This is a genomic window from Flavobacterium sp. FG19 (assembly GCF_057809475.1).
The window spans coordinates 75,816-102,585 of the sequence record NZ_JBMDKA010000020.1; the positions used below are offsets into that span (position 1 = coordinate 75,816).

General features: G+C 34.5%; 22 protein-coding genes. 6 read left to right on the forward strand and 16 right to left on the reverse strand.

Annotated elements, in window-relative coordinates; genetic code table 11:
• The first annotated feature begins 3 nt into the window (after positions 1-3).
• The 5 genes from ACODST_RS18830 to dusB all read left to right on the forward strand — a co-directional run bounded on the left by ACODST_RS18830 (position 4) and on the right by dusB (position 9,305).
• Entirely contained in the window at positions 4-3,684 is a 3,681-nt protein-coding gene (locus ACODST_RS18830; RefSeq protein ID WP_488933636.1) for an MMPL family transporter, read from the forward strand.
• Positions 3,685-5,202 carry a phytoene desaturase family protein gene (locus tag ACODST_RS18835; protein WP_488933637.1) on the forward strand — a complete coding sequence of 506 codons (1,518 nt, stop codon included), beginning with the start codon at positions 3,685-3,687 and terminating at the stop codon, positions 5,200-5,202.
• Positions 5,203-5,208: 6 nt separating this feature from the next.
• Positions 5,209-6,876, forward strand: a complete 1,668-nt coding sequence (locus ACODST_RS18840) for a C45 family autoproteolytic acyltransferase/hydrolase (protein WP_488933671.1) — start codon at positions 5,209-5,211, stop codon at positions 6,874-6,876.
• Complete coding sequence (gene flxY, locus ACODST_RS18845; RefSeq protein WP_488933638.1) at positions 6,873-8,162, forward strand: flexirubin biosynthesis putative acyl-CoA ligase FlxY; 1,290 nt, start codon at positions 6,873-6,875, stop codon at positions 8,160-8,162. Before ACODST_RS18840 ends, flxY begins: the two co-directional genes overlap by 4 nt.
• Before the next feature lie 150 nt (positions 8,163-8,312).
• Positions 8,313-9,305 (forward strand): tRNA dihydrouridine synthase DusB, encoded by a 993-nt coding sequence (gene dusB / locus ACODST_RS18850; protein ID WP_250348636.1) that lies wholly within the window; start codon positions 8,313-8,315, stop codon positions 9,303-9,305.
• Between the two features lie 94 nt (positions 9,306-9,399).
• Here the strand turns inward: dusB and ACODST_RS18855 are convergent, their stop codons facing one another.
• The 5 genes from ACODST_RS18855 to rbfA form a co-directional block, all read right to left on the reverse strand.
• Positions 9,400-9,606: a hypothetical protein gene (locus ACODST_RS18855; RefSeq protein ID WP_488933639.1), complete on the reverse strand. Its 207-nt coding sequence runs from the start codon at positions 9,604-9,606 to the stop codon at positions 9,400-9,402.
• Between the two features lie 16 nt (positions 9,607-9,622).
• Complete coding sequence (locus tag ACODST_RS18860; RefSeq protein ID WP_488933640.1) at positions 9,623-10,165, reverse strand: DUF6934 family protein; 543 nt, start codon at positions 10,163-10,165, stop codon at positions 9,623-9,625.
• Positions 10,166-10,258: 93 nt separating this feature from the next.
• Positions 10,259-11,686: an MATE family efflux transporter gene (locus tag ACODST_RS18865; protein ID WP_488933641.1), complete on the reverse strand. Its 1,428-nt coding sequence runs from the start codon at positions 11,684-11,686 to the stop codon at positions 10,259-10,261.
• 171 nt (positions 11,687-11,857) lie between these two features.
• Positions 11,858-13,057, reverse strand: a complete 1,200-nt coding sequence (locus ACODST_RS18870) for an ABC transporter permease (RefSeq protein ID WP_488933642.1) — start codon at positions 13,055-13,057, stop codon at positions 11,858-11,860.
• A gap of 1 nt (position 13,058) precedes the next feature.
• Complete coding sequence (gene rbfA, locus ACODST_RS18875) at positions 13,059-13,451, reverse strand: 30S ribosome-binding factor RbfA (protein ID WP_488933643.1); 393 nt, start codon at positions 13,449-13,451, stop codon at positions 13,059-13,061.
• A gap of 206 nt (positions 13,452-13,657) precedes the next feature.
• Between rbfA and ACODST_RS18880 the strand changes: the two genes are divergently transcribed.
• Positions 13,658-14,077 (forward strand): CBS domain-containing protein, encoded by a 420-nt coding sequence (locus ACODST_RS18880; RefSeq protein ID WP_488933644.1) that lies wholly within the window; start codon positions 13,658-13,660, stop codon positions 14,075-14,077.
• A gap of 32 nt (positions 14,078-14,109) precedes the next feature.
• Here the strand turns inward: ACODST_RS18880 and ACODST_RS18885 are convergent, their stop codons facing one another.
• The 11 genes from ACODST_RS18885 to ACODST_RS18935 form a co-directional block, all read right to left on the reverse strand.
• Complete coding sequence (locus ACODST_RS18885; protein WP_488933645.1) at positions 14,110-15,363, reverse strand: murein hydrolase activator EnvC family protein; 1,254 nt, start codon at positions 15,361-15,363, stop codon at positions 14,110-14,112.
• Between the two features lie 24 nt (positions 15,364-15,387).
• Entirely contained in the window at positions 15,388-16,170 is a 783-nt protein-coding gene (lolB1, locus tag ACODST_RS18890; RefSeq protein ID WP_488933646.1) for a lipoprotein insertase outer membrane protein LolB1, read from the reverse strand.
• 12 nt (positions 16,171-16,182) lie between these two features.
• Positions 16,183-17,532, reverse strand: coding sequence for a tetratricopeptide repeat protein (locus ACODST_RS18895; protein WP_488933647.1), 1,350 nt, complete (start codon positions 17,530-17,532; stop codon positions 16,183-16,185).
• 48 nt (positions 17,533-17,580) lie between these two features.
• Positions 17,581-18,597: a sugar phosphate nucleotidyltransferase gene (locus tag ACODST_RS18900; protein WP_488933648.1), complete on the reverse strand. Its 1,017-nt coding sequence runs from the start codon at positions 18,595-18,597 to the stop codon at positions 17,581-17,583.
• 144 nt (positions 18,598-18,741) lie between these two features.
• On the reverse strand, positions 18,742-19,176 hold the full coding sequence (gene dut, locus ACODST_RS18905; protein ID WP_488933649.1) for a dUTP diphosphatase: 435 nt from the start codon (positions 19,174-19,176) through the stop codon (positions 18,742-18,744).
• A gap of 28 nt (positions 19,177-19,204) precedes the next feature.
• On the reverse strand, positions 19,205-20,665 hold the full coding sequence (locus tag ACODST_RS18910; RefSeq protein WP_488933650.1) for a lipopolysaccharide biosynthesis protein: 1,461 nt from the start codon (positions 20,663-20,665) through the stop codon (positions 19,205-19,207).
• A 92-nt stretch (positions 20,666-20,757) separates the two neighbouring features.
• Complete coding sequence (locus ACODST_RS18915) at positions 20,758-21,204, reverse strand: GNAT family N-acetyltransferase (protein ID WP_488933651.1); 447 nt, start codon at positions 21,202-21,204, stop codon at positions 20,758-20,760.
• A gap of 565 nt (positions 21,205-21,769) precedes the next feature.
• Complete coding sequence (locus ACODST_RS18920) at positions 21,770-23,281, reverse strand: AAA family ATPase (protein ID WP_488933652.1); 1,512 nt, start codon at positions 23,279-23,281, stop codon at positions 21,770-21,772.
• Between the two features lie 8 nt (positions 23,282-23,289).
• Positions 23,290-24,120, reverse strand: coding sequence for an ATP-binding cassette domain-containing protein (locus ACODST_RS18925; RefSeq protein WP_488933653.1), 831 nt, complete (start codon positions 24,118-24,120; stop codon positions 23,290-23,292).
• A gap of 2 nt (positions 24,121-24,122) precedes the next feature.
• Entirely contained in the window at positions 24,123-24,815 is a 693-nt protein-coding gene (locus tag ACODST_RS18930) for an ABC transporter permease (protein ID WP_488933654.1), read from the reverse strand.
• 124 nt (positions 24,816-24,939) lie between these two features.
• Positions 24,940-26,754: an OmpA family protein gene (locus ACODST_RS18935; protein WP_488933655.1), complete on the reverse strand. Its 1,815-nt coding sequence runs from the start codon at positions 26,752-26,754 to the stop codon at positions 24,940-24,942.
• Positions 26,755-26,770: the final 16 nt, after the last annotated feature.

Here is a 26,770-nt window from a genome sequence, read left to right on the forward strand (position 1 = left end):
ACCATGCATCAATACTTTTACGCCATTCACTTATTTGTAAATCGAAAAAAATCTCTTTCGGTTTTTCTGGCTGTTTTGATGCTTTTTATTTTTGGCTTTTTTGCTTCTCAGATTAAATTTGAAGAAGACATCACCAAACTTATTCCGGCCAATGACAAAGCGGATGCCACGGCAAAAGTTTTAAAACAATTAAACTTTGCCGATAAAACCACCGTAATTTTTAAACTCGAAAAAAACGGTACTGCCGACGATTTAAAAGAAATGGCACAGGTCTTTTCAGACAGTGTTTCCAAATCCTGCCAACCTTACATCAGCGGCATCCAGGGCAAAATTGACGAAGAAAACATTCAGGAAACCATCGATTTTGTTTACAACAATCTGCCTCTTTTTCTGGACGATAAAGATTATGTTTCCATACAGCAAAAACTGCAAAAAGACAGTATTGCGGCAACCGTTCAGGGAAATTACAAATCGATTATTTCTCCTTCCGGTTTTATCACCAAAGATTTTATTCTGCAGGATCCGTTCGGCATTTCTTTTATTGCTTTAAAAAAACTACAGCAGTTAAATATTGGCGACGACTTTACGCTTGACAATGGTTTTGTAATGACCAAAGACAAAAAGAAATTACTGCTTTTTATAACTTCCGATATTTCGTCAAGCGAAACCGAAAAAAACAGCATTTTTGCTGAGAAACTAAAATCGATTCAGGAAAATTTAAATACACAGTTTAAAGGAAAAACAGCAGTCAGCTATTTTGGTTCGGCTCTGATTGCAGCGGCCAATGCCAAACAAATCAAAAGCGATATTGTTCTGACCACTTCTATCGCCATGTTTACCCTGATGCTGATCCTCATTCTATTTTACAGAAAAATATTTATTCCGTTAATTATATTTCTTCCAACCGTTTTCGGGGCTTTATTTGCTGTTGCTTTTTTATATTTTGTAAAAGAGCAGATTTCCGCAATCTCACTCGGGATTGGTTCCATTTTATTAGGAATCACGATCGATTATTCGCTGCATATCCTGACGCATTACAAACATAACAGCGATATCAAAACCTTGTATAAAGACATTACGATGCCCGTTATTATGAGCAGTTCTACTACTGCCGTGGCCTTTTTATGTCTGCTTTTTGTAAAATCTGATGCGTTGAACGATCTCGGAATTTTTGCAGCTGTTATCGTGATGGCTTCCGCCATTTTCTCTCTTTTGATTGTGCCTCACCTCTACAAACCAAAAGAAAACAATTTTGAACACAAGAAAAATGTGATTGATAAACTCGCTCATTTTTCATTTCACAATAACAAATTCTTAATCGGCTTTTGCGTTATCATTACCATTGTCTGCTGTTTTACTTATAATGATGTGGGCTTCAACAACGATTTATCACAGTTAAATTTTGTTCCAAAAGACATTAAAGCCGCCGAAAAAGAACTCGAAGAAAGTACGAGTCTTACTTCTAAAACCATCTATGCAGCCGCTTACGGAACAAGCATGGAAAATGTACTTCAAAACAACTCTCAGCTTTTTGCCGATTTATCAAAAGAAAAACAACAAAACCAAATTTTGAATTTTAGTTCCGTTGGCGGAATTGTGCTTTCAAAAAAAGAACAAGAACAAAAAATCAAGAAATGGAATTCGTTTTGGAGTTCCGATAAAAAACAGATTTTAAAAAACGGATTAATTGCCGAAGGATCAAAACTGGGTTTTAAACCTACCGCCTATTCCTTATTTTTTGATCATTTAGACTTTGATTTCAAAACTATTTCGACAGAAGATTATTTAAAAATTCAGGCTTTACAGCTAAAAGAATTCATAACCGAAAAAAAGGGCTTTTATACCATTTCTACTTTGGTAAAAGTTACTCCGGAACAACGCGATCATTTTGTAAAATCAACATCGGCCAGAAACAATATTATAGCGATTGACCGCCAGCAGATGAACGAAACTTTTTTCAGTACTTTAAAAACCGATTTTAACTCCCTTGTCAATTATTCTTTTATTGCCGTAATACTGATTTTGTTTTTCTTTTTCAGAAGGATCGAACTGGTCATCATCAGCTGTATACCAATTGCCTTAACCGGAATTGTAACAGCAGGAATTATGGAGATTTTTGATATACAGATGAACATCTTCAGTATGATTGTCTGCACCCTTATTTTTGGTCACGGAGTCGATTTCAGCATCTTTATGACCAGCGCTCTGCAAAAAGAATATACCAACGGAAAAAATGAAATTGCCATATACAGAACCTCTATAATTCTGGCAGTAATCACTACTATTCTGGGAATTGGTGCGATGATTTTTGCCAGACATCCGGCATTGAGATCTATTTCTTCAGTCTCTTTAATCGGGGTTTTTGCCGCACTGATTATCACCTTTATTTTTTACCCGATTCTGTTTAAAGTCTTTTTATCAAATCGTCCCAAAAAAGGAAATCCTCCCTTTAAACTCCGTACTTTTATTCACGGTGTAATTTCGTTTACCTATTATGGCCTGGGCGGTTTTATTATGTCGGTTTTCAGTTTTACGCTCATGCCGATTATTCCGCTGAGCGCCAAAACAAAAATGAAAGGATTTAGATATGTGGTTTCAAAATTGATGAAATCAGTATTATATTCCAACCCGTTTATTCGCAAAAAAGTCATTAATAATTTTAATGAAACATTCGAAAAACCAGCAGTCATTATTGCCAATCATTCTTCTTTTGTTGATATTTTAGCAATGGGAATGCTGAGTCCAAAAATTATCTTTTTGGTAAGCGACTGGGTTTATAACTCTCCTATTTTTGGCGGTATTGTTCGAAAAGCCGGATTTTATCCCGTTTCTGAAGGTATTGAAGGCGGTGTCGAACATTTACGAAAAAAAGTAGAGGAAGGATATTCTTTAATGGTTTTCCCGGAAGGAACACGTTCAGAGAATAACGTCATTAAAAGATTTCATAAAGGGGCTTTCTTTTTAGCCGAAGAATTCAATTTAGATATCATCCCGGTTGTTATTCACGGTGCTTCAGAAGCCATTCCAAAAGGCGATTTTGTAATTCATAAAAGTGCCCTTACCATTTCGATTTTAGAAAGAATTACACCCGATAATCTTTCATTTGGAAATAATTATACCGAAAGAACAAAACAAATCAGTACATTTTTTAAAGCGGAATACCGCAGAATAAGACAGGAACTTGAAGGACCGGATTATTTCAAAAAAATGCTGATTAACAGTTACGATTACAAAGAAATTGAAATTGGAGACAGCGTAAAAAAGGACCTGAAAAAAAATCTGGAAGTCTATTACAACTTAAACCAGCATATTCCTCCAAAAGCTAAAATTTTACACCTTGCTGATGATTACGGACAACTCGATGTTTTACTGGCGCTTAAGGAGCCACAGCGAAAAATAGTTTCATTTATTGCAGATGAAGAAAAATCGGCTGTAGCCAAAACCAATTATATTGCAGGCAAAAGAAAAATAGTGTATACTGATACTTTAGAAGCTGTTATTGAAAACCAATTTGATATTCTTTTAATTTCAGATGAAAGCTATACTGTTGAAACTGAAAAAGTCATTTCAAAAGTTTCCTCAGTAATTTTAGTCAATTGTACAGCTTTAAAAAATCAAATCGTTACGTTTGGTTTTGAAATTATTTCTGAGGAAAACACCCTTATTATTTTAAACAAAAAATAAATGAAAGAGCAATACGATGTAGTCATTGCAGGCAGCGGTTTAGGCGGATTGGTTTCGGCTGTTATTCTGGCTAAAGAAGGCTACAGCGTTTGTATACTCGAAAAAAACAATCAATACGGAGGAAACCTGCAGACTTTTGTTCGCGATAAAACCATTTTTGATACCGGAATTCACTATATCGGAGGTTTGGAAAAAGGACAGAACCTGTATCAATATTTCAAATATCTGGGTATCATCGATCAGCTGAATTTAAAGAAATTAGACGACAATCAATTTGATGTTATTTCTTTTGATGATGATCCAAACAAATATCCGCATGCGCAGGGATATGAAAATTTCGTAAAACAGCTTACCGCCTTTTTTCCTGAAGAAAAAGAAAATCTTTCCCGTTACTGCGAAAAACTAAAAACGGTCTGTAATTCTTTTCCGCTTTATAATGTAAACTGGGAAGGAAAATACGAAAGCGAAATTCTGGAACTGAATGCAAAAGATACGATTGACTCCTTTACCAAAAATGAAAAGTTACAAGCGGTACTGGCCGGATCTAATTTTTTATACGCCGGAATTCCGGATAAATCGCCTTTTTATGTTCACGCACTTTCTGTAAACTCCTATATTCAAAGTTCATGGCGCTGTATTAACGGCGGAAGCCAGATTACCAAACAGCTTTTAAAACAGCTCAAAAAATACGGCGGGGAATTCTATAAATACAAAGAAGTTATCCGTTTTAATGTGCAGGAAAACAAAGTAATCTCTACTGATTTAAAAGACGGAACCCGGGTTTCAGCTGCACTGTTCATTTCGAATATTGAACCTAAAACAACTTTGAAAATGGCAGGGGAAGAAAACTTCAGAAAAGCTTTTATTAACCGAATTCAAAATCTTGACGATGTTATTTCGGCCTTCAGTCTTTATATTGTTTTTAAACCGGAGACTTTTAAATACTGCAATCATAATTTCTATCATTTTAAGAAAAGCAGCGAGGTCTGGACCACACAGAATTACGACGAAGATTCCTGGCCCAAATCGTATATGGCTTCTATGAATGTCTCTAAAAAAGAAGAAATATGGGCAGAAGGCATGACTTTTTTAACCTACATGAAATATGAAGATGTCGCACAATGGGCAGACACTTTTAATACAACTGCCGAAGAAAGCGACCGGGGAGAAAGTTACGAGGAATTTAAAAACCGAAAAGCATCTAAATTCCTGGACGAAATCGAACTCAAATTTCCCGGAATTAAAGACTGTATCAAATCCATACACACTTCTACGCCCCTTTCCTACCGCGATTATATTGGCGGACATAACGGAAATATGTACGGATATGTTAAAGATTCAAATAATCCAATGAAAACCATGATTCCTTCAAAAACAAAGCTGGATAATTTATATCTTACAGGACAAAGCAGTAATATGCACGGTGTTTTGGGTGTAACCATTGGAGCCGTTGGCACTTGTTCTGAAATTGTAGGTAAAGAGTATCTGCTTACCAAAATTAATCGTGAATCTGAATAAAAAATGATGAAAAACCGAGTTTTCTTTTTTATATGTATCGGTTTTTCGCAACTGTTCATGTCGTGCGGAACATCCAAATCCATGCGTCATAAACCCGATCTTTCTCATTATAATGCAACAAAACCAACGGTTGAGAAAAAATCGGATTCGGTTTTTATTTCGGGAAACAACACGCTTTTAAAAAATAAACAGGGTCTTTGGGAATTATATGCCGAAGGCGATCCGCTGGAAATTGGTCTGAATACCGGAGCTTTAACCGATTCTCTTTTAAAAAAACAGCAGCGGATTTTCTTTTCCAAAATCAACGATTTCATTCCGTCTAATTTTCAGCAGAAACTGCTGCGCCAATTCCTCAAATGGTACAATCGCAAATTGTACCTGAATGTTCCCGAAGAGTATCAAACCGAAATTTACGGCGTTTCAGAATATACTTCAGACGAGTTTAACAATATTGCCCCAAAATACCAGAGAGGTTTGTACCTGCATGGTGCTCATGATATCGGACATGCTTTGCAGGATCTGGCTTTGGTAGGCTGTTCTTCTTTTGCGGTCTGGAATGAAAAATCAGAAGACGGGAATTTAATTATGGGACGAAATTTTGATTTTTATGTCAATGATGCTTTCGCCGAAAATAAAATTGCTGCCTTCATAAAACCAAAAGAAGGTCATCCGTTTATGATGGTAACCTGGCCCGGAATGATTGGCGCTGTTTCAGGAATGAACCTGGAAGGATTAACCGTAACGATTAATGCTTCGAAATCTAAAATTCCGTTAATTGCCAAAACCCCGATTTCGATATTGACCCGCGAAATTTTACAACACGCTGCAACTATTGATGAAGCTGTTGCTATTGCAAAAAAACGGAATGTTTTTGTGTCCGAATCTATAATGGTAGGAAGTGCGAATGACAACAGAGCCGTTTTGATTGAGGTTTCTCCCAAAAAAATGGACGTTTATGAGGTGCCAAACAGCAGCCAGTTAATTTGTTCGAATCATTTTCAGGGCGATACATTTAAAAATGACAAACGAAATCAGGAACAAATTGTAAACAGCCATTCTGAATACCGTTTTGAAAGAATGCAGGAACTTTTGTCTGAAAACCCGAAAGTGAATCCGCAAACTGCATCCGAAATACTGAGAAATAAAGAAGGATTAAGAAACCTACCTTTAGGATTGGGTAATGAAAAAGCCTTAAATCAATTGATGGCCCATCACGGAATTATCTTTAAACCCAAAGAAAAATTAGTCTGGGTTTCTGCCAATCCCTATCAGTTAGGCGAATTTGTATGTTATGATTTAAAAGCTGTTTTTGACGAAAGGAAAAAAGATTCTTTAGTTTCTCTTCAAAAAGAAAATCTGAACATTGCCAAAGATCCGTTTCTGGAAACCGCTGCTTTTCAGAATTATAAAAAATTTAAAACCGAAGATCATCAAATCGATTCGCTTTTAGAAAAGAAAGAAACCATTTCTGAAGCATTTCTGCGGCATTATCAATCCTTAAACCCTGATTATTGGGTTGTGTATTATAAAGCAGGATTGTATTTTTACCAAATAAAAGATTTTCAGCAGGCAAAGTTTCATTTTGAAAAAGCTTTGACTAAAGAAATCACTACAGCACCTGAGAAAGAAAAGATTGAAAAATATTTAAAAAAAATCAAAAGAAAGTTACAATGATTCCAGCAATAGAAAAAGATTCTTTAGAAGACATTAAAATTTTTCAGGAAAAAAAATTAGGAGAGCTTTTAACCTATATCAGTCAGAATTCGCCTTTTTACAAAAGACTTTTTGCCGGACAGAATATTGATATTTCAAAAATCAAAACGCTGGAAGATCTGCAGCATCTGCCTGTGACGACAAAAGAAGATTTACAGCAGTACAATGATGATTTTGTATGTGTTCCGCAGAATAAAATTATCGACTATGCTTCTACTTCAGGAACTTTGGGCGATCCGGTAACTTTTGGTTTAACCGATTCTGATCTGGACCGGCTGGCTTATAATGAGGCCATTTCGTTTGCCTGTGCCGGAATTACCGAAGGCGACGTGGTTCAGTTAATGACCACTATTGATCGAAAATTTATGGCCGGTCTGGCTTATTTTCTGGGACTCCGAAAACTAAAAGCGGGGGTTATTCGTGTAGGTGCCGGAATTCCGGAAATGCAGTGGGACTCTATTTTAAAATATAATCCAACATATTTAATCACAGTTCCATCGTTTTTATTAAAATTGATCGAATATGCCGAAATGCACGGAATCGATTATAATAATTCGAGTATAAAAGGAGCCGTTTGCATTGGCGAGTCTCTGCGTGAACAGGATTTTGCCATGAACATTTTATCTAAAAAAATCACAGATAAATGGAATATTAAGTTGTTTTCAACTTATGCTTCTACCGAAATGAGTACCGCTTTTACAGAATGTGAACATGGAAAAGGCGGTCATCACCATCCGGAATTAATCATTGTAGAAGTTCTGGACGAAAATAATCTACCGGTTAAAAACGGAGAAACAGGTGAACTGACTTTTACCACTTTAGGAATTGAAGCCATGCCTTTGCTGCGTTTTAAAACCGGTGATATTGTACAGCTGCATGACGAACCCTGCTCCTGCGGAAGAAATACATTTCGTGTAGGACCTGTTGTGGGACGTAAAAAGCAGATGATCAAATACAAAGGGACAACACTTTATCCGCCGGCAATGAATGATGTTTTAAGCGGATTTGACAATATCGAAAATCATATTATTGAAATTTCAACTAATGATCTGGGCACTGATGAAATCCTGATAAAAATTGCAGTTAAACATCAGACTCCTGAATTTTTGCAGGAAATAAAAGACCACTTCAGAGCCAAACTAAGAGTAACTCCAAAAATAGAGTTTGCTTCCAGAGAGGTTTTAAATCCACTGGTTTTTAACCCGATGAGCCGAAAACCAATTCGTTTTTTTGACTACCGGACTTAATATTTAGGGACAAAGAAGCAAAGGTTCAAAGGAACAAAAAGCTGCCAATTATTTGATAAAAAAGCCTTTGAACCTTTGTTACTCTGCACCTTTGAACCTTAAATCGCGTCAATTCGAAGAAATGTTGTAATTTTGCAAAAAATTATGAAGATGGTCAAGATTGGCAACATAGAATTACCTGAATTTCCTTTATTACTGGCTCCAATGGAAGATGTGAGCGATCCGCCGTTTCGCAGATTATGCAAAACGCATGGCGCTGACATGATGTATTCTGAATTTATTTCATCAGAAGGATTAATTCGTGACGCTATAAAAAGCCGCATGAAGCTGGATATTTTTGATTACGAACGTCCTGTTGGAATTCAGATTTTTGGAGGTGATGAAGAAGCAATGGAAATGTCGTCTAAAATCGTTTCTACTGTAAAACCAGATTTAGTGGACATCAATTTTGGATGTCCGGTAAAAAAAGTAGTCTGCAGAGGGGCTGGTGCCGGAGTGTTAAAAGATGTCGATTTAATGGTTCGTTTAACCAAAGCGGTTATCAAAGGAACTGATTTACCTGTTACGGTAAAAACACGTTTAGGCTGGGACGAAAATTCTATTAACATTGATGAAGTTGCCGAAAGACTTCAGGATATTGGTGTGCAGGCTTTAACCATTCATGCCAGAACCCGTGCGCAAATGTACAAAGGCCATTCTGACTGGTCGCATATTGCCCGTGTCAAAAATAATCCAAGAATTACCATGCCTATTTTCGGAAATGGAGATATCGACAGCCCGGAAAAAGCATTACATTATAAAAACGAATACGGAATTGACGGAATCATGATTGGTCGTGCTGCGATTGGTTATCCGTGGATTTTTAATGAAATAAAACACTATTTCAAAACGGGTGAACACTTACCTGCTCCAACCGTAATTGATCGTGTTGAAGCGGCCAGAAATCATTTAAAATGGTCAATGGAGTGGAAAGGCGAGCGTTTGGGAATTGTAGAAATGCGCCGTCATTATACGAACTATTTCAAAGGAATTCACTCTTTTAAAGAATTCAAACAAAAACTGGTTACAACTGATGCTCCTGAAGATTTATTCGCGATTATGAAAGAAATCGAAGAAGTTTATGCCGGATATGAGTTTGTTTAAATTCAAATAATCTTTGATAGATATCCATAAAAAAGACCTTCAATATTTTTGAAGGTCTTTCTTTTTATTACTATATTTTTTAATCAAAATTATTCTAACTATTTCTCTTAGCTAAATCAATAGCTGATTTTAGCTCAGAAAAAAATAATTCTGCTTCTTTAACATTTCGAATTGATCTGGTTAAATTATCACTATTATTTGATTCTGGAATATCTGTTAGATCTGGACTATTTTTCTTTGATGCAGAAGCTAAAGCAATTTCCTGAATTTTATTAATCTTATTTTGAATAGAATCTTTCATAAAGCAAATTTAAATATTAATGATTTAAATTAAACATATAATATCGATAAAGATCATTTGTTTTTCTTTGAAAATCAAAAGGTTCGGGTTTTGGCTTAAAAAAGGCTAATCCATTATTATCTAACTCAATTGTCCCGTTTCGTAGTAATCTCACATACCAATCTACTCCAATAATCACTAGAAAATCTTTTAAATTTTTATAATTATATCTAAACATTCTATGATATAGGTTGGCCCTTAAATCATCTGAACCATCAATACCAATTGAGGTATGAGGATTATTTTTTAAAAAAGTTATCGAAAACAAAATAATTGTAGAAAAAACTTTATTACTGTCCTTGTGCTTAAGATTTATAGAATCATTTATCTTTCCATTTTCATCAATTGGCCCAAAAGCTAAATTGTAAACATCAGGCAGTAAAGATTCGTCAATATTTGTAAACTTAACTTTAAGCTGAATTATTGTATCATCCTTCAAGGCTGATTCAAAAATATATTGGTCAAAATTGAGACTTACATATGTCGCTTCAAAGGTATTCTCTAAATTAATTTTAATCATGAAAGGTATAAAATTTGATCCATTATAAAAATCAAACTTAATATAATTTTCTTACAAAATAAAATTTTTCATTTATGAAGAGTATTTAGTTTATTACACCTGAACCCTTTTCCACTTTCCTCTCTTATAAAAGAAAATTCCGGCTATAGTAATGGCCGTTTCTGCAACTGGAATGGCAATAAAAACGCCTGTGGGCCCCATGTTAAAATGTTTGGCTAAAACATAAGCCAGCGGAATTTGAAAGAGCCAGAACCCAAAGAAATTAATTCCGGTTGGTGTCCAGGTATCTCCTGCTCCATTAAATGTGTTAATCAGAACCATTCCGATTCCGTAAAAAATAAAACCGATGCTCATGATTTGCAGTGCTTCCACTGCAATGGTTTTTACGTTTCCATCATTCGTAAAAAACGAAATAATATATTGTCCAAAAACCAAAGTAATAATCATAATTGAAGCCATGAAAATTACATTATATCTTGCTGTGGTATAAACGGATTTTTCGGCACGTTCAATTTGTTTAGCCCCTAAATTCTGGCCAACCAAAGTGGCCGCAGCATTACTCAGTCCCCAGGCCGGAAGTATGAAAAACATCATAATCCTCAAAGCCGTCTGGTATCCGGCTGAACCATGATCACCTCCGGTTGTGGCTACCAATTGTGCCAGGAAAATCCAGCTGCAGGATGCAATAACGAATTGTAAAATTCCGGGAGCGGCGATTTTTATCAGAGCTTTTATCTGTGTAAAATCAGGAGCGAAATAAGGTATTTTAATTTTTAAAACACCATTTCCAAAAAACAAATGATATACCTGATATAAAACACCAACACTTCTGCCAAAAGTGGTCGCCAAAGCAGCACCCACCAATCCGAAAGCAGGAACTGGTCCAAAACCATTAATTAAAATCGGGCATAAAATAATATTACAAATATTGGCAATCCAAAGGCTTTTCATTGCAATGGCCGCATTTCCGGCTCCACGGAAAATTCCGTTTATTAGGAACAAAAGCATAATACACAAACTGGAACCAATCATGATCTGCGTAAATCGAAAACCATGTTCTGCTGATTCTACTGAAGAACCCATTACTATTAGAATATCTTTAGCATAAATAATTCCGAAAATGCTCAATACGCTATTTACCGCAAATGCAATAATAATCGCCTGCATTCCGGCTTTTGCCGCTGCAACGGGATCTTTTTCCCCAATACGCCTTGCCACAACTGCGGTTGCCGCCATACTCATTCCAATAGCAAGAGAATAAATAACCGTCAAAACCGACTCGGTTAGTCCAACAGTCTGAATAGCAAAACTGCTGTGTTTTAAGTGTCCTACAAAATACAAATCAACCAAAGCAAAAACCGATTCCATCATCATTTCCAAAACCATTGGAATTGCTAATAGAATTACAGCTTTTTTAATACTTCCGGAAGTATAATCAAAAGATTCGTCGCCTTTTAGAGCTTGTTTTGTTGTGGTAAAAATTTTGGAAATAAAACTTTCCTTTATAGATGTTTCTGTCATGATATTTTAGGATAAATGATAAAATTGGTCCAGATGTATTAATCTGAACTTCAAAAGTAAAAGCGTAAGTATCCTAATTATTCTAAAAAATAAAGTTAGGATTAGGCAGAAACAATCATATGCTGTAGATTTTCAAGGCGGTAAATATAAGTAATAATTTTTACGAAAATATTAATCCAGCAATTTTTTACTTACACGGCTGCTGGCAATTAAAGAAGCCGCAAATCCAAGCGATACTATTGTTCCCATTACAATAAGTACGTTCTCTACTGTAAAAACAACCGGATAGGCCAGTGTTGGTGTAATCATAATGAGTTCGTACCGCTGCTGCAGAATTACCAAAATAATACCTAAAGCCAATCCGATCAATCCGCCAAAAATACTTAAAAGTGTACCCTGAAGCAGGAATATTTTTCGCAGGCTGTTGATTTCAGTTCCCAGACTAAAAAGGGTTTTGAGGTTTCCTTTTTTATCTAAAATCATCATTATTAAAGCGCCAATCAAATTAAAAAGGGCCACAATAATCACAAGCGTAAAAATCAGATAAACGGCAATATTTTCTGTATTGAGCATTTTATACAGAGACTCATTGAGCTGTGCTCTGTTTTTTAAAGTTACTTTATTATTGAAGGTCTTTTTAAGCTGGGCAATTACGGCTTTTTCATCCGTATTTTCCTTAAGATGAAATTCAATTCCCGAAATCTGATTGGGTTTATACATCAGTAATTCCTGCGTAAGACCTAAATCAGCAAAGACGTATTTCGAATCCAAATCTTCACTAATCGAATAAATTCCAACCGGCAGTACGTCGGTTTTATTGAAAGCTTCTTCAGGATTTTCGATCGCGCCTTTCCCCGGTTTTGGAGCATAAATCTGTAAAGGATTTTCAAAATCCAGAATTCCTAATGAAAAATCCTGTGCAATTCCGTAGCCAATTACTACCTGATACGAATCCGGTTTTAACCACTGTCCATTGAAAAGTTTTCTTTTGATATCGTTAACTACAGGATAAACGCTGTCGACTCCTTTTAGATAAGTAACACGTTGTTTGTCCTTAAACATAAACAAAACGCGCTCTTCAATAATTTTGGTGTAAGAAACAACGCCATTTATTTTTTTTATCTGCTGTTCCTGCTCCGGAGAAATAAAAAACGATTTTCCTAATGTACTGGTCATTTTTAAATCAGGATCGATTTCATTTGTAAAGGACAAACTGAAAACTTTAAGTCCGCTGAAAACAGACAGAACCACAAACAAAGCCATTGTGCCCACAATGATTCCCATGCTGGCAATGTAATTGATAATATTGATAGCGTTGTTTTTACTTCGGCTAAAAATATAACGTCTGGCTATGTAAAATGGGAAATTCAAATTAAGATTTTCTTCTCTTTTCTAAAAGGTCACGGTTTTCTATTGGGTTTTCTTTACCTGCTAAAGCATTGTCTATTTTTTCGATATAATCAAGCGAATCATCAATAAAGAAAACTAAATTAGGCACACGGCGTAACTGCAGGCGCACACGCTGAGACAAATCATGTTTAATTAAATTTGTATTTGATTTTATGCCTTCTAAAGTTTCTTTTGCCTTTTCCTGAGGGAAAATACTTAAATATACTGTCGCCACAGAAAGATCTGTAGTCACACTCACTTTGGACACCGAAATTACCAGGTTACTAACTCCGTTTTTTCTCACTTCACCCTGCAGAATATCAACCAAATCTTTTTGGATAACGCTGCCTATTTTTTTCTGTCTGTTTGTTTCCATAGTGCAAAAGTACTATTTTTAATTTCAATCGCCGCAATTTCAAATAAACTAAAGGATTATTCTCGATATTCTGTTTGAAATTGTCTTCCTGTATGCTCAAAATTCTTTTCTGATGTGGGTATTTTTATTCAATAAAAGAATGATAAAGGTCATGTAATTTATAAGTATTATTTTACATATTTGATGTAAATATAAACAGATCTATTATGAAAAAAAGAGAACCAATTAGTCACATCATGACTAAAAGCGTGGTGACTGTAAATCAAAATGACGATTTAAGAAAAGTAGTAGAAAAACTAAAATCCAATGCTATTCGACATCTTCCGGTAGTAAATGGTAAAGAGGTTGTGGGAATTATAAGCCGAACCGATATTAACCGTCTGACTTTCGGTGCTTTGTTTGACGGGCAGGACGGAGTTGACGAAGCGATCCTTGATATGCTGACCATTCCTCAGGTTATGACTTCAAAACCTAAAACCCTTCCTTCGGACACCATTATTAAAGAACTGGCATCGACCTTTGTTACTGAAGAATTTCATGCTCTGCCGGTTGTAGATAAAGGGGAACTAAAAGGAATTGTAACTACAACAGATGTTATTAAATATTTTTTAGAACAATACGATTAAACAAAAAAGGGAGCTGTGAGCTCCCTTTTTCATTATCTGTTTTGCAGCCAGTTTTCCGGATCGGTATTGGTTGTGTTTTGAAGAATCAAAAATTTGATAACCGTTTTTCCTGTATCACCACTGGTTCTTACTTTACCTATACTTTGTTTTATAGAAACTTTTTCCCCTTTGCTTACGTAGACTTTGCTTAAGTTCTGGTAAACACTAAAATAATCTCCGTGCTGAATCATAACTACTGTATTCACAGGAGATAAAACCATAACACTGAATACTTCTCCGGCAAATACTGCTCTGGCATTGGCTCCGTCTTCGGTTGTAATTTCAACTCCTGAATTATGAACAGAAATTGATGGATATAAAGGGTGCGGCTGATCTCCGTATCCTAAAGAGATAAATCCTTTTTCTACCGGCCATGGCAGTCTTCCTTTATTCGCTTTAAAATCGGCTGCCAACACTTTATCTTCCGGAGTCATGACAATTTTAGAAGAGGATACCGGAGCTTTTGGAGCAGTCGATCCCGGATTTTCTTTGGCTTTTTCAAGGGCTGCTTTTCTATTGGCTTCAGCAATAGCTTCACGAATCAAACGGTCAATCTGCCTGTCGATTCTTTTAGATTCACTTTGTTTCGCTCTAATATCGGCAGCAATTCTGTTTTTATCTTTTTTAATAGAATTAACCAGTTTTTGCTGTTCTTTTTTCTCGACTTCTAAACTTTGTTTTTCTTTCTGGTTTTCGGCTATAATTTTTTTCTTAACCTGTCTCTGACCGTCTAATTTTTGATTAAAATCAACTAATTGTGCTGTTTTAGACTGTATTTCCAGACCCTGATTTTTTCTGAAATTGGTATATTGTTTTAAGTATTGTGCTCTTTTATAAGCCTGCAAAAAACTTTCTGAAGACAAAATGAACATGGCTCGACTCTGCTCTGAACGGCTTTTATATGATTTTAAAATCATTTTGGCATAGTCTTCTTTTAAAACCGCCAGTTCTTTTTTTAGTTTATTAACCTGAACCTGATTAATATACATATCGTTGCTCAGGATTCTTTCCTGTTTTGCTGTTGTATTAATCAGCTTTTCTTTAAGCTTGATTTTATTTGCCTGGATTAAATATTCGTTTACCGCTGATTTTTCTTTTTTCCTTACAGACTGCAGCATTTTTTCATTGTCTTTTATTTCCTGAAGAATCTGCGCTTTGCGCTGTTCAAGTTTTTCTTGCTGCGAATCCTGTGCCCAGACAAAAGTCGTAGCACAAACAAAAATTAGGCTTAGGAGAAATTTTGGCATCTTTCTATTTATATTTTTGCAAATTTACTTAATTAAAACTTTTTTATACCCGCTTGGCACACTATAAGGGAAAGAAAGTTCTTCATTAAAGGAAATATTGTTGTAATTTAAGTTAATATTGGTTGTACCTTTTGGCTGCAGCGCATTAATTTCGATTGCTGTTGGTAAAGTTCCCTGACTGAAAGTTTTAATATCGGAATAATTGATTTCTAATTTTCTGTTTTCTGATGGCTGAGAGATTTCTTCTTTCTGCACTAAGTATTTTTCAGCATCCAGATAAAATGCTTTTTTAATGTTTTCGTCTTTTTCATCTTCCAGACGGAAAAGGTTTTCTACAATAGTCTGCGTATATTTTCCTTCTCTTAAATCATCAAAAGCTTCTCCTATTAATAAGTTCTGAACTTTTGTATAGTCTAACTCTGTTCCAAGCCATTTACTCAGACTGCTAAAATCTCCTTCATAATAAGTACCATTTATTTTTTCGTAATAGCTTACCGCTGCCGGAGTTATGAGAGCTTTGGCCATTGTAATTCCCAAAAATCTGACACTTATTAAAATCTGTTTGTCTTTTTCAATTCTTATTTCGGCTGTAACATTCTGAGTTTGTTTTTCATCTGCATATTTAGCACTGGCCTTAATGTATAAAGTCGAAAAGTCCAGTTTGTTTTCGTAATGTTTTTCGATTGCCTTATTGTCTTTTTTTGTAATCACTTCTGCTGCTGCAGGCGTATTTTGAACCGCTACCGCTTTTGACTTACATGAAATCACAAAAACCGACAGTAATAGTATTGCAATATATTTTTTCATCTTAATTTCTCCTTACTTCTTTTGTTTTAATAATTCATTTGCTTTCAAAAAGTATTCCTCTTTTTTCTTAGCATCCCCCAATCCATTATACGCCTCGCCTAACTGAATATTAAAATTCGCTTCCAGTTTTTTATCATCCACTACATAATCAAGTCCCATTTCTAAAACGGTTTTTGCATTCTTAAACTGCTGTAACTGATTGCTTCCCAGTCCTGCATAATAATAAAACTGAGGCTGGCTTGGATACACTTCGATCATAGTCATCGCTCTTTTTGTCATAGGCTCATACTTTTTTGCCTGACTGTACGCTTCAAGTAAAAGCAGATTGGTTTCACGATCTGTGTCTGAATTGGCCGTTAAATCTTTTTCATAATATTTAATAGCATTTTCAAACTGATTTTTACTGTGATAAAATTTTCCAATTTCTTTGGCTACATCCACCTCTTTGTCATTGTCAAAATAGGAAATGGCTTTTTCTAAATCGGCAGAATACTGAGGATTTTTATTCACATAAATCAAAAACTCGTTTAAGGTTCGATGCTTAATTTTGGAATCTATTTTGGGACTCGCCAAAATTACATTCATCGACTTAATAGCTTTATCAGCCTGATTGGCATCTAAATAGCTTTTAAACAAACTTACCTGCCCCCATTCAGAATCCGGAAGTTCTTTTGCTAACTGCCTGGCAACATCTAACGCTTTATCCGTTTCATTTGATTTTGAATACAAAAAAATCAGGTTCACATAATTGGATTCTTCTTTCGGGTTCTTCCTGATCTGCTCAGTCAGATTGGCAATTTCGGCATTCTGGTATTTCCCCTGTGACAAAATCTGCATTTTGTAATTATCACGATCTGCTGATTTTCCAAATTTATCATTCATTTCAGTAATCGCCGTCAATGCCTTATCGTATTGATTTGTCAGCATGTATAACGTAATCAGATCGTCTTTATACTCTTCATCAAAAACAATAATTTTTTGAATGGTTTCTATAGCAAGCGGATAATTTTTGGTTTCATAACTTACATCATAAATTCCCAGCCAGTACCATTTGTTTTTGGGATCTAACTGCACTGCTTTTTCAAATGCTTCCTGTGCATTTTGATACTCTTTTAAAAAGAGGTAGTTCTTTCCCATTTCAAAATGAGCAACAGCATCTGAAGGTTTTAATTTGATACATTTTTCTAAAGATACTATCGCTTTATCATAATTTTCGATCCCTTTTTGTTTCAGCGATTCGTAAAAAGCATCCTGATATTCATCGGGAGCCAAAGCAATATCTTCCGGTTCTGTCTGTGCCAAAACTGAAACTGAACTGCTAAACAGGGCAAAAAATAAAATGAGTACAATATTTTTTTTCATCTTTTTACGATTTCATTCTATCCAAAAACGAATCTGTTTTTGTTCTTTTTATTCTAAAACGGAATAATCTCCAATGCTGATACTGGTGAACTTACCATCATAACTTACATGATTTCCGATCATTGCATTATCTAAGTTAGCATTTTTTATTTGAGAATGGGTTTGTATTAAGCTATTTTTAATAGTACTATCGGTTACGCTGCAGCCTTTTCCTATTGAAACATTTGGACCTACTGTTGCATTTTTCAGTACTACATTTTCTCCTATATAACATGGCGGAATGATTGTGGCATTTTCTAATATTACATTATAATCTACTAAATGTTCCCCGTCATTATGTAAAAAACCGAGCATTCTGGTATTGGTTTCTACGGTAACATCTTTATTTCCGCAGTCCATCCATTCATCAACACTTCCGGTTTTGAAAACTTTGCCATTAGCCATCATGGCTTTTATTCCGTCATTGATCTGATACTCTCCTCCATTCTGAATATTATTATCTAAAACACCCTGAAGTTCTTTTTTCAGTTCACCAACTTCTTTGAAATAATAAATTCCAATAACGGCTAAATCACTTACAAATTCTTTTGGTTTTTCAACCAGTTCTGTAATTTCGTTGTTTGGGTTTAATTTTACTACTCCAAATGCTTCCGGCTGGTCCACCTGTTTTACCCAGATAACAGCATCCGCTGAAGGATCCAGCTCAAAATCGGCTCTGATTAAAGTATCGGCATAAGCAATAACAGCCGGTCCTGACAAAGAATCTTTGGCACACATAATAGCATGGCCGGTTCCTAAAGGCTGATCCTGACGGTATATAGATGCTTTTGCTCCTAATCCTTTTGCCAAATCTTCAAGACTCGCTACTACATCTGCTCCAAAAAATGCTTCATCGCCCAGAATAAAAGCAACTTCTTCTATAGGTTCTTTTAATATTTTAGCAATATCTTCAACTAAACGATGTACAATACTTTTTCCGGCTACAGGAATTAATGGTTTTGGAACTGTTAATGTATGAGGGCGCAGTCTCGATCCGCGGCCTGCCATTGGGACGATTATTTTCATATACTATTTTATATTAATGTGGGAAGATTAAAAATCTCCTGTTTGGTTAGTTCAAGTTTATAAATACAAATTCCGTAAACGTTTTTACGGAATTTAATTTGTTCTTTTTAAAGGCAATAAAAGCCGATTTCGTTAACTATCGGTTTATTTCACTCCGGTACTTCCAAAACCTCCTTCGCCTCTTGAAGTTTCTGAAAGTTCTTCAGCTTCAATCCATTCTGCTCTTTCGTGTCTGGCAATAACTAACTGTGCAATTCTTTCTCCGTTTTCAATTATGAAATCTTCATTTGATAAATTTACCAGAATTACGCCTATTTCACCTCTGTAATCAGCATCAACAGTTCCCGGAGAATTTAAAACGGTTACTCCTTTTTTAGCTGCCAGTCCGCTTCTTGGTCTTACCTGTGCTTCATAACCAATTGGTAATTCTATAAAAAGTCCGGTTTTTACAATAGTTCTTTCTAAAGGTTTTAACGTAATTGGCTCTGTAATATTGGCTCGCAAGTCCATTCCTGCAGAAGCAATTGTTTCATAATTAGGTAAATCGTGTTGTGATTTATTGATTATCTGAATTTTCATTTTGTATTTAAAAGATTAAAAAGCACTTTTACTTTCTGTTCATAATTCCTTTGATCGTGTCTTTTTCGTTATGATAAACAAAATACATAAAAGCTAATAATAACGGAATTCCAACGAAATAATTTTCTCTGAAGCCATAAAATGAAATAGCCGAAAATAAAATCGAAATTCCCAAATAAGCTCCTATTTTGTTCATATCATAAGGGATAGGATAATATTTATTCCCTAAAATATAAGATATTAACATCATACTTCCATAAGCCGAAATAGTGGCTATAGCAGAACCGTAATAACTGTATTCCGGGATTAAATAGTAATTTAAAATTAAGGTTATAATGGCACCTACTATCGAGATGTAAGCTCCCACCTTTGTTTTGTCTGTTAGTTTATACCAAACCGATAAATTATTGTAAATACCTAAAAAGAAATTGGCCAGAATAATTAATGGCACAACTTTCATAGCTTCCCAATATGATTTATTATCCAGCAGCAGGAATTTTAAAACATCTGCAAAAACGATGACTCCTAATAAAATCAGGGAACCAAAAATTACAAAGTATTTGGTAATGACGGCATAAGTCTGCGGCGCATTTTCATTTTTGGCATGGCTGAAGAAAAAAGGTTCAATTCCCAATCTGAAAGCTGTTGCAAAGAGAACCATAAACAATCCCAGTTTATAACAGGCTGAATAAGCTCCAACTTCTGATTTTGCAAGATTTTCAGGCAGTAAATAACCTAATAAGATTTTATCAAAATGTTCATTTACAGCAAAAGCCAGTCCGGCAACTAAAATGGGCAGGCCATACTGCATCATTTTTTTCCAGAGTTCATAATCAAACTTTCTTCCTAACGAAACATAATTTGGCGAAAGAACTATAAATGTTGCTAAACTTGCCAGCAGGTTGGCGATAAAAATATAAGCAATCTGGAAATTTTCTACATATAAATTGTCCCAGACTGAATTAGGATTTGCCTCTGCTAATTTGGGCAGATACATTAAAAAGAAAATGTTCAGTAGTAAATTAATGACTACGTTTCCAATTTTAATAGCCGCATACACCATTGGACGCTGATTGGCTCTTAATTTTGAAAATGGTACCAGAACCAAGGCATCTAAAACTAAAATCCAGACAGAGTACGTAATGTATTGTGCATCTACTTCGGCCCAGTTTGCGAGAGTATTTCTAAAAATTAATGCCGCAAATAAAAACCCTATTGAAGACCAAAATATAGATATTGTAGACGTTGCGATAACATTCTTTTTATCCTCTTCGGCACTATAGAATCTAAAAAAAGCCGTTTCCATTCCGTAAGAAAGGACTACGTTAAAGAAAACCATCCAGGATAAAACAATAGAAACTTCCCCGTACTCGGCAGTAGGTAAAATACCTGTATATAATCTGACCAATAAAAAACTGAGCATTCTCGGTAAAACGGTTGCCAGTCCATAAATCGCAGTTTGTTTAAATAGACTTTTATATAATCCCAAAATAATAGTAATAAAGTTCGCAAAACAAAAATAACCAATTCTTTGGTTTTATTGCTCTTTTTAAAGATTCAATAAAATGGTTCTTTCATATTTTATTGTGTGAGTCTGGTTTCGTCCAAAACTTTTACAAAATGAAACCCTTTTGGTCCGTACCCCTGATTATAATAAAATCGGTGCGCTCCAAAATTTCCGGTAAAAGCATCAAGTACAATACTGCTGCAGCCCAAATCCAAAGCTTTTTTTTCGATAAAATCAGTCAGCATTTTTCCAATCCCTTTTGAACGGTGTTCAGGATTAACCACAAAATTATCTATTTCAAGATATTTACCTGTCCATAATTTAGTTGCGGACCAGCAGCCGGTAATTCCAAGACAAATATTATTTTCAAAAACAGCTATTTGCGTATAATTATGAGGAAGCATTTCTAAAAGAAAACCCTGATACTTTTCTAAAGTCAGGTTAGGATAAAGAAATCTGATGGTGTCAATTTGAGCGAGCATCTCTTCAATAGTAGTAAGTTCGTGGAACTGTAATGTCATTCTAATAAGATATAGAAACCAAAAATACGTAAACTTTTTATGGTATGTTATATAATTAACATCTCAGCAACATGTGAAATATATAAAATATGACAGAAAATTATGTAACAAATTTTAGGAACTCTCTACTTAAATTTGTTGCATAGGGATTGAGAAAGCTAGATACAACCCTTATAAAAAAGGAAGCACTGGGACTAATAAAGCTTGTTTGTTCCCATAAAAGACAAAGCATAAGGGATTGATTCTGCTGTATTGTAACCCTAATAAAAACAGAGCACCGGGACTAATAAAGCTAGTTTGTTCCCATGAAAGACAAAGCACAGGGATTGATTCTGCTGAAATGTAACCCTAAAAAAAACAGAGCATTGGGATTGATAAAGCTAGTTTGTTCCCATGAAAGACAAAGCAACAGACATTATAAAATCTGTGTCAATAATTTTATAAAATGGTATTGATTCTCAATTTTCGGTAAATTGAGAATCACCATTTTATAAACATTATTTTTAAAAAAGAAAAAACTTCCAATAAAAAAAAGCCAGCAAATGCTGGCTTTTTTTTATTATGTTTAGAATTCAGAATTGTATTCAATCTCTTTTAATTCTGTAATATCATTGTCTATTAATGTTTTTAAGGTATCACTACTTAATTCTTTCAACGTTATAATTCTATTGGCCTGATTTTGCACACACTTTTCAAACAAATTTCTAACCAATCTTGCGTTTCCGAAACTTTCATTTTTACTTTCATATAGCAACTCAAAAGTATCTGTAAGTTTTTCTTTAACATCATCAGAAATAATAAAATCGGATTTTAAACAAAACAATTCGAAAATTTCATATAATTCATTAGGCGTAAAATCCTTAAAATAGAAATATCTATTAAAACGAGATCTTAATCCAGGATTCGATTCTATAAAAATCTTCATGGGTTCTGTGTATCCAGCTACGACCACAGCAAGATCTTCACGATAATCTTCCATTCTTTTTAGCAATGTGTTTACGGCTTCAGCACCATAATCATTTCCAAATGTGTTTTGAGTTAATGCATAAGCTTCATCAATAAACAAAACTCCACCAAGACTCGATTCTACAGCATTATTTACTTTTGTTGCTGTCTGTCCAACATAACCGGCTACCAAACCTTCTCGGTCTGTTTCAAACATTTGCCCTTTAGACAAAAAACCCAAATGTTTAAAAATTCTGCTTAGAAGTCTGGCAACAGAAGTTTTTCCGGTTCCCGGCGGGCCAAGAAAAACGGTATGCAGTGTGATGTCAACATTTTTCAAACCTTGTTCAGAACGCTTTTTCTGAATTTCTAATAAATTGACAAGTTCTGAAACATCTTTTTTTACTTCGGCCAAACCCACTAATTCATTTAATTCTTTAAGAACTTTTTCCAGTGTGTCTTCTTCAGGAAGATTACCCGGCTCTTTTTTATTCTTCTTTGAGTTGTTCAGATTTAAACCCAAATAGTCATTAAAAGCTTTCTCATTTTCAATTTTTTTATCGAATGAAAAGTATAGGAAGTTTTGATATCGAATTAAGATTTTTTCTAATTTATTATTCTTTTTTTCAGCTAAAATTTCCGGCAGCAAATACTGGTTTTCTATTGCATTTGAAGCTGGTATTTTATTCTCGATTTTTATTTTGCTGAGATGATTTTTAAAACCTTCCGTAAAAACCAACTGATTTAATTCGCTTACCGAATTTTCGTCAGCAAAATGTTTGTTGCGCAAAGCGTCATAATAATAGGCCAGAACAAACTCTTGTTTTTCATTTTTCTTTCCTTGTTCTTTTTCATAAAGATCGATAATGTCTGAAAGGAAAAAATGTTCTGCCTTAAACAATCCTTCTCTGGAAAAAGAAGGATTCACAATTTGATTGATCTTCTGAATAAAATCTGCATCCTGATTTAACTGAGAGCAAACTTCAAGAATCTTCTTCGTTTCCTTTTGTAAATCCATAATAAATGAAGCCGTAAAAACAGCTTCATTATTTGATAGGTTTGTTTTTAAATATTTTTTTAGAGACAAAAGTGAATCTCCTATTATTGTTATTGGATTATCTTTTTTTGACATATTCTAACTTAAGAAATCATCATTTGATGAATAATTTCTTTTGACAATTTTAAATGATCTTCACAGTAATCTTTCCAAGCCAATCCCATTTCTCTTAAATCATATTTTGCTACAATAGTCGCATAAGATTGTAGTTTATCATTAACTGTTGGGTATCCTATAACATAAATTACCTGCGCCAGTTCAAGTGCCAGTTCAATATCATGAGTCGAGAATATAATGGTATTAAACTCTGATGAGTTTCCTAACAATTCGAAAGCTTTTTTTACTTCTTGAATATTTCCAACATCAAGTCCAGAGAATGGCTCATCTAAAACAATAAATTGATCTGATGAAAATAATTGTTCAATAATGGCTGTTCTTTGTCTTTGTCCGCCAGAAAGTTCATTCGGATATTTGTCGGCACAATTCATTAAACCCCATTCTTCTAAATACTGATTTATTTTTTGTTCTTTTTCAGTATTCGAAAGTTTCGTTTTTCTTAAAGAAAATTTAAGTGCTTCACGAACTGTCTTATGTCTAAACAGAGTGTATTTTTGATCTACAAAACCAATATCTCCTTCATGTATTGTTTTTGCGGTATTGGGTGTAGAATTTTCAAAATCTTTAATTAAAATTTTTCCTGAACTTGCAGGAACTAATCCTGTTAGTGCTTTAAAAAAAGTTGATTTTCCACGGCCTGATCTTCCAACAAAAGCTAAAACTTGTCCGGTACAATTGCTTTCCTCTCGCACTACATCTTTTTCTAAAATATTTATATCCTTAATAATAATATTATCATCATACACAACGCTCAGATTTTCGACATATAAAAGCGTTTCTTTAAATTCATATTTCATACTTATATTTTTGAATATCTAAATATTGCTTTTCTTAAAAAATTGATTCCGGAATCTAATCCTAAACCGATTAATAAAATAATGATTTGCAGGGCAATTATGCGTCCGGTATTCATGAACTTATCTGAGTTTTTAATTAAAAAACCTAGACCTCCAGAAGCAACTACAATTGATTCAACTGTAACCAGCATCATCCAGGTTATCGCTAAATTTTGCCTGATTACATCAATTACATAATCTAATCTTCCTAAAATAATAACCTGCCAAAGCACTTCCCATCGTGTACATTTGAGCATTTTGGCATGATCAAATTCTTCTTGCGGAATGTCCTTAACTACTGCAATTAATGATGTTGTTAGAAATGTAGTCAAGAAAATAACCAATATCCAGACCTGCATCATTCTTGCTTCATGAATAATCATTGTAATGTAAAAGGAAAGACCTGTAAATGGCAAAAACCTAAATTTGGTTACAAATTCGGCTATTGGTTTTAACAAAGGTATTGGCCAGGCATAGGCAAACAACAATGAAATTATGGTTGCTAAAAAAATAGAAATGAAACAAAGTTTTAAAGAATTAAAAATATGCACTACCAAACCTTCATTATATAATTCTGTAAAACCTTTTAATACTTGACTTGGAGAAGGAAAAAGATGTTTCTCACCAGAGGTTCCTAAAAACCAAATTATTATCAAAAGAATCAACCACGTTATTACAATAAATGTTCTGTTTCGTGTTGATAATTTTTCAAAGGGTATAAAATATTTAATCATGATATTACAAAAGAAGGCTACCATAAGACAGCCTTCTGTATTTAATTTATTTTAAGAACGTAATTACAACTCTTCTGTTTAACGCTTTTCCTGATGCAGAATTATTATCAGCAACCGGATCACTTTGACCCTTTCCATCAACCAACTGAAAACGACTGGCTGGAATTCCTTTTTGTTTCAAATAATTCACAACAGCTTCAGCTCTGCTTTTTGATAATGCTAAATTGGCATCCGGATTTCCAACATTATCTGTATGTCCAACAACTGTAAGTTTCGTATTTTCTGCCTGAACCAAAAGATTATAAATTCTTTCAACTTCTTTACTTGATGAACTTGAAATTTCAGCACTTCCTGTATTAAAATTAATTTTCCATTCTCCAGATGCTACAACCTCAGTAGCTTTGTTACTATAATCTGCTTTGTCTGCAGATGTTGATTCAATATCATTAATGTTTTTCAGGAAAAATAAATTTACTGCTTCATCATAAGAAACAGGAGTTCCTACATTTTCATTAAAACCAAACGGGTTTAATTCTGTCAAATATCCTGAAACCTGATTGTAAACCGATTTATATCTGTTAACTCCATCCGATAAACCAAAATATTGCATCGCATCGGCATAATTAAATACTTTTGAACCTCCCATATTATAGGTCAATCCGTTTTTAGTTTCTTGCTGACCCTTAAACATTTTATACCAATAGTCAGGAGTTTCAATTTGGTACGTATCTGCAACAGCCTGTGAAGCTCTTACTTTCCAATCTTCATAATTTTTCATTTGATTTGAAGCCGTAAGCGCCGATTTTAAAATATTCGAAACAATTTCCGGATTTTTTTCAGCCCATTCTTTTACTCCAATAACTACGGTTGGCATTTGATTGTTAAACTCTTTTGTAGAAACTATATCTACAAAACCTGAAAGCCTGTCAAAAACAGTTTTATCGCCAGGTGTCCAGGTAGCGCAACCGTCAATTTTTCTATTTACAGATTTCCCTGTTAACTTACCATTTACAACTTCTTTCAATGTTACCGTCCACCCCGTAGTTTGCGATTTAATCAATTCTTCAGCAGATTTGATATAATCATCATTTTCAGATGGATAAATATTTACAGCTTCAGCATCATAAGTCGTTGGATCTGGATTTACTTTTAAACCATTTGCAAAACAATAATTAACTGTTGTTACCCAGTCACCATCCCCAAGAACAGCTGAAATCACAGAACCTTTCATAGATTTTGGATCCGATTTCCAATTTGGTGGTCCAATCAATTTATCCTCTCCATTACTCATTCCAACAACCCCCATAACTTGTACATGGTATTTGTCTTTTCCATATTTTTCATTAAGTGATTTTTGCATAGAACTAATGTAGAATGGTGCACCGTCTCCCATCATCATAATCGCAAAAGCACTTTTATTTGAAGATGGATACGCTTCTCCTTTATCAAATTCCTCAATAAATTTCATCTGCATATTACGCAATTCTGAAAGCCAATCCTGACGAAGAATTTCAAGATTAACTCCATTTTTTTCCATCAAAGATCCTTTTGTTGTTTTTGGTCCTCCATTAGAAACAATAATTCCAGATTGAGCATTCCATGCATACGCCGCAATTCTTACTAATGGTTTATTCGCAACTTCTGTAGAAACATCCTTAGATGGAAGTGCAATTTTTTCAGCGTTAGTAACATTATTAACATCCATTTGGTTAAGGTCAATACCACTTAATTGTTTTGACACAGCCGTTTTTAATCCCGGAGATAAATAATAAATTCCTCCTAAAACAACTCCAATTGCTACAATAACAATCAACAATTCTGAAAATGTGGTTAACTTTTGTGTTCTTAAAATTTTTCCCATTATATAATTGAATTTT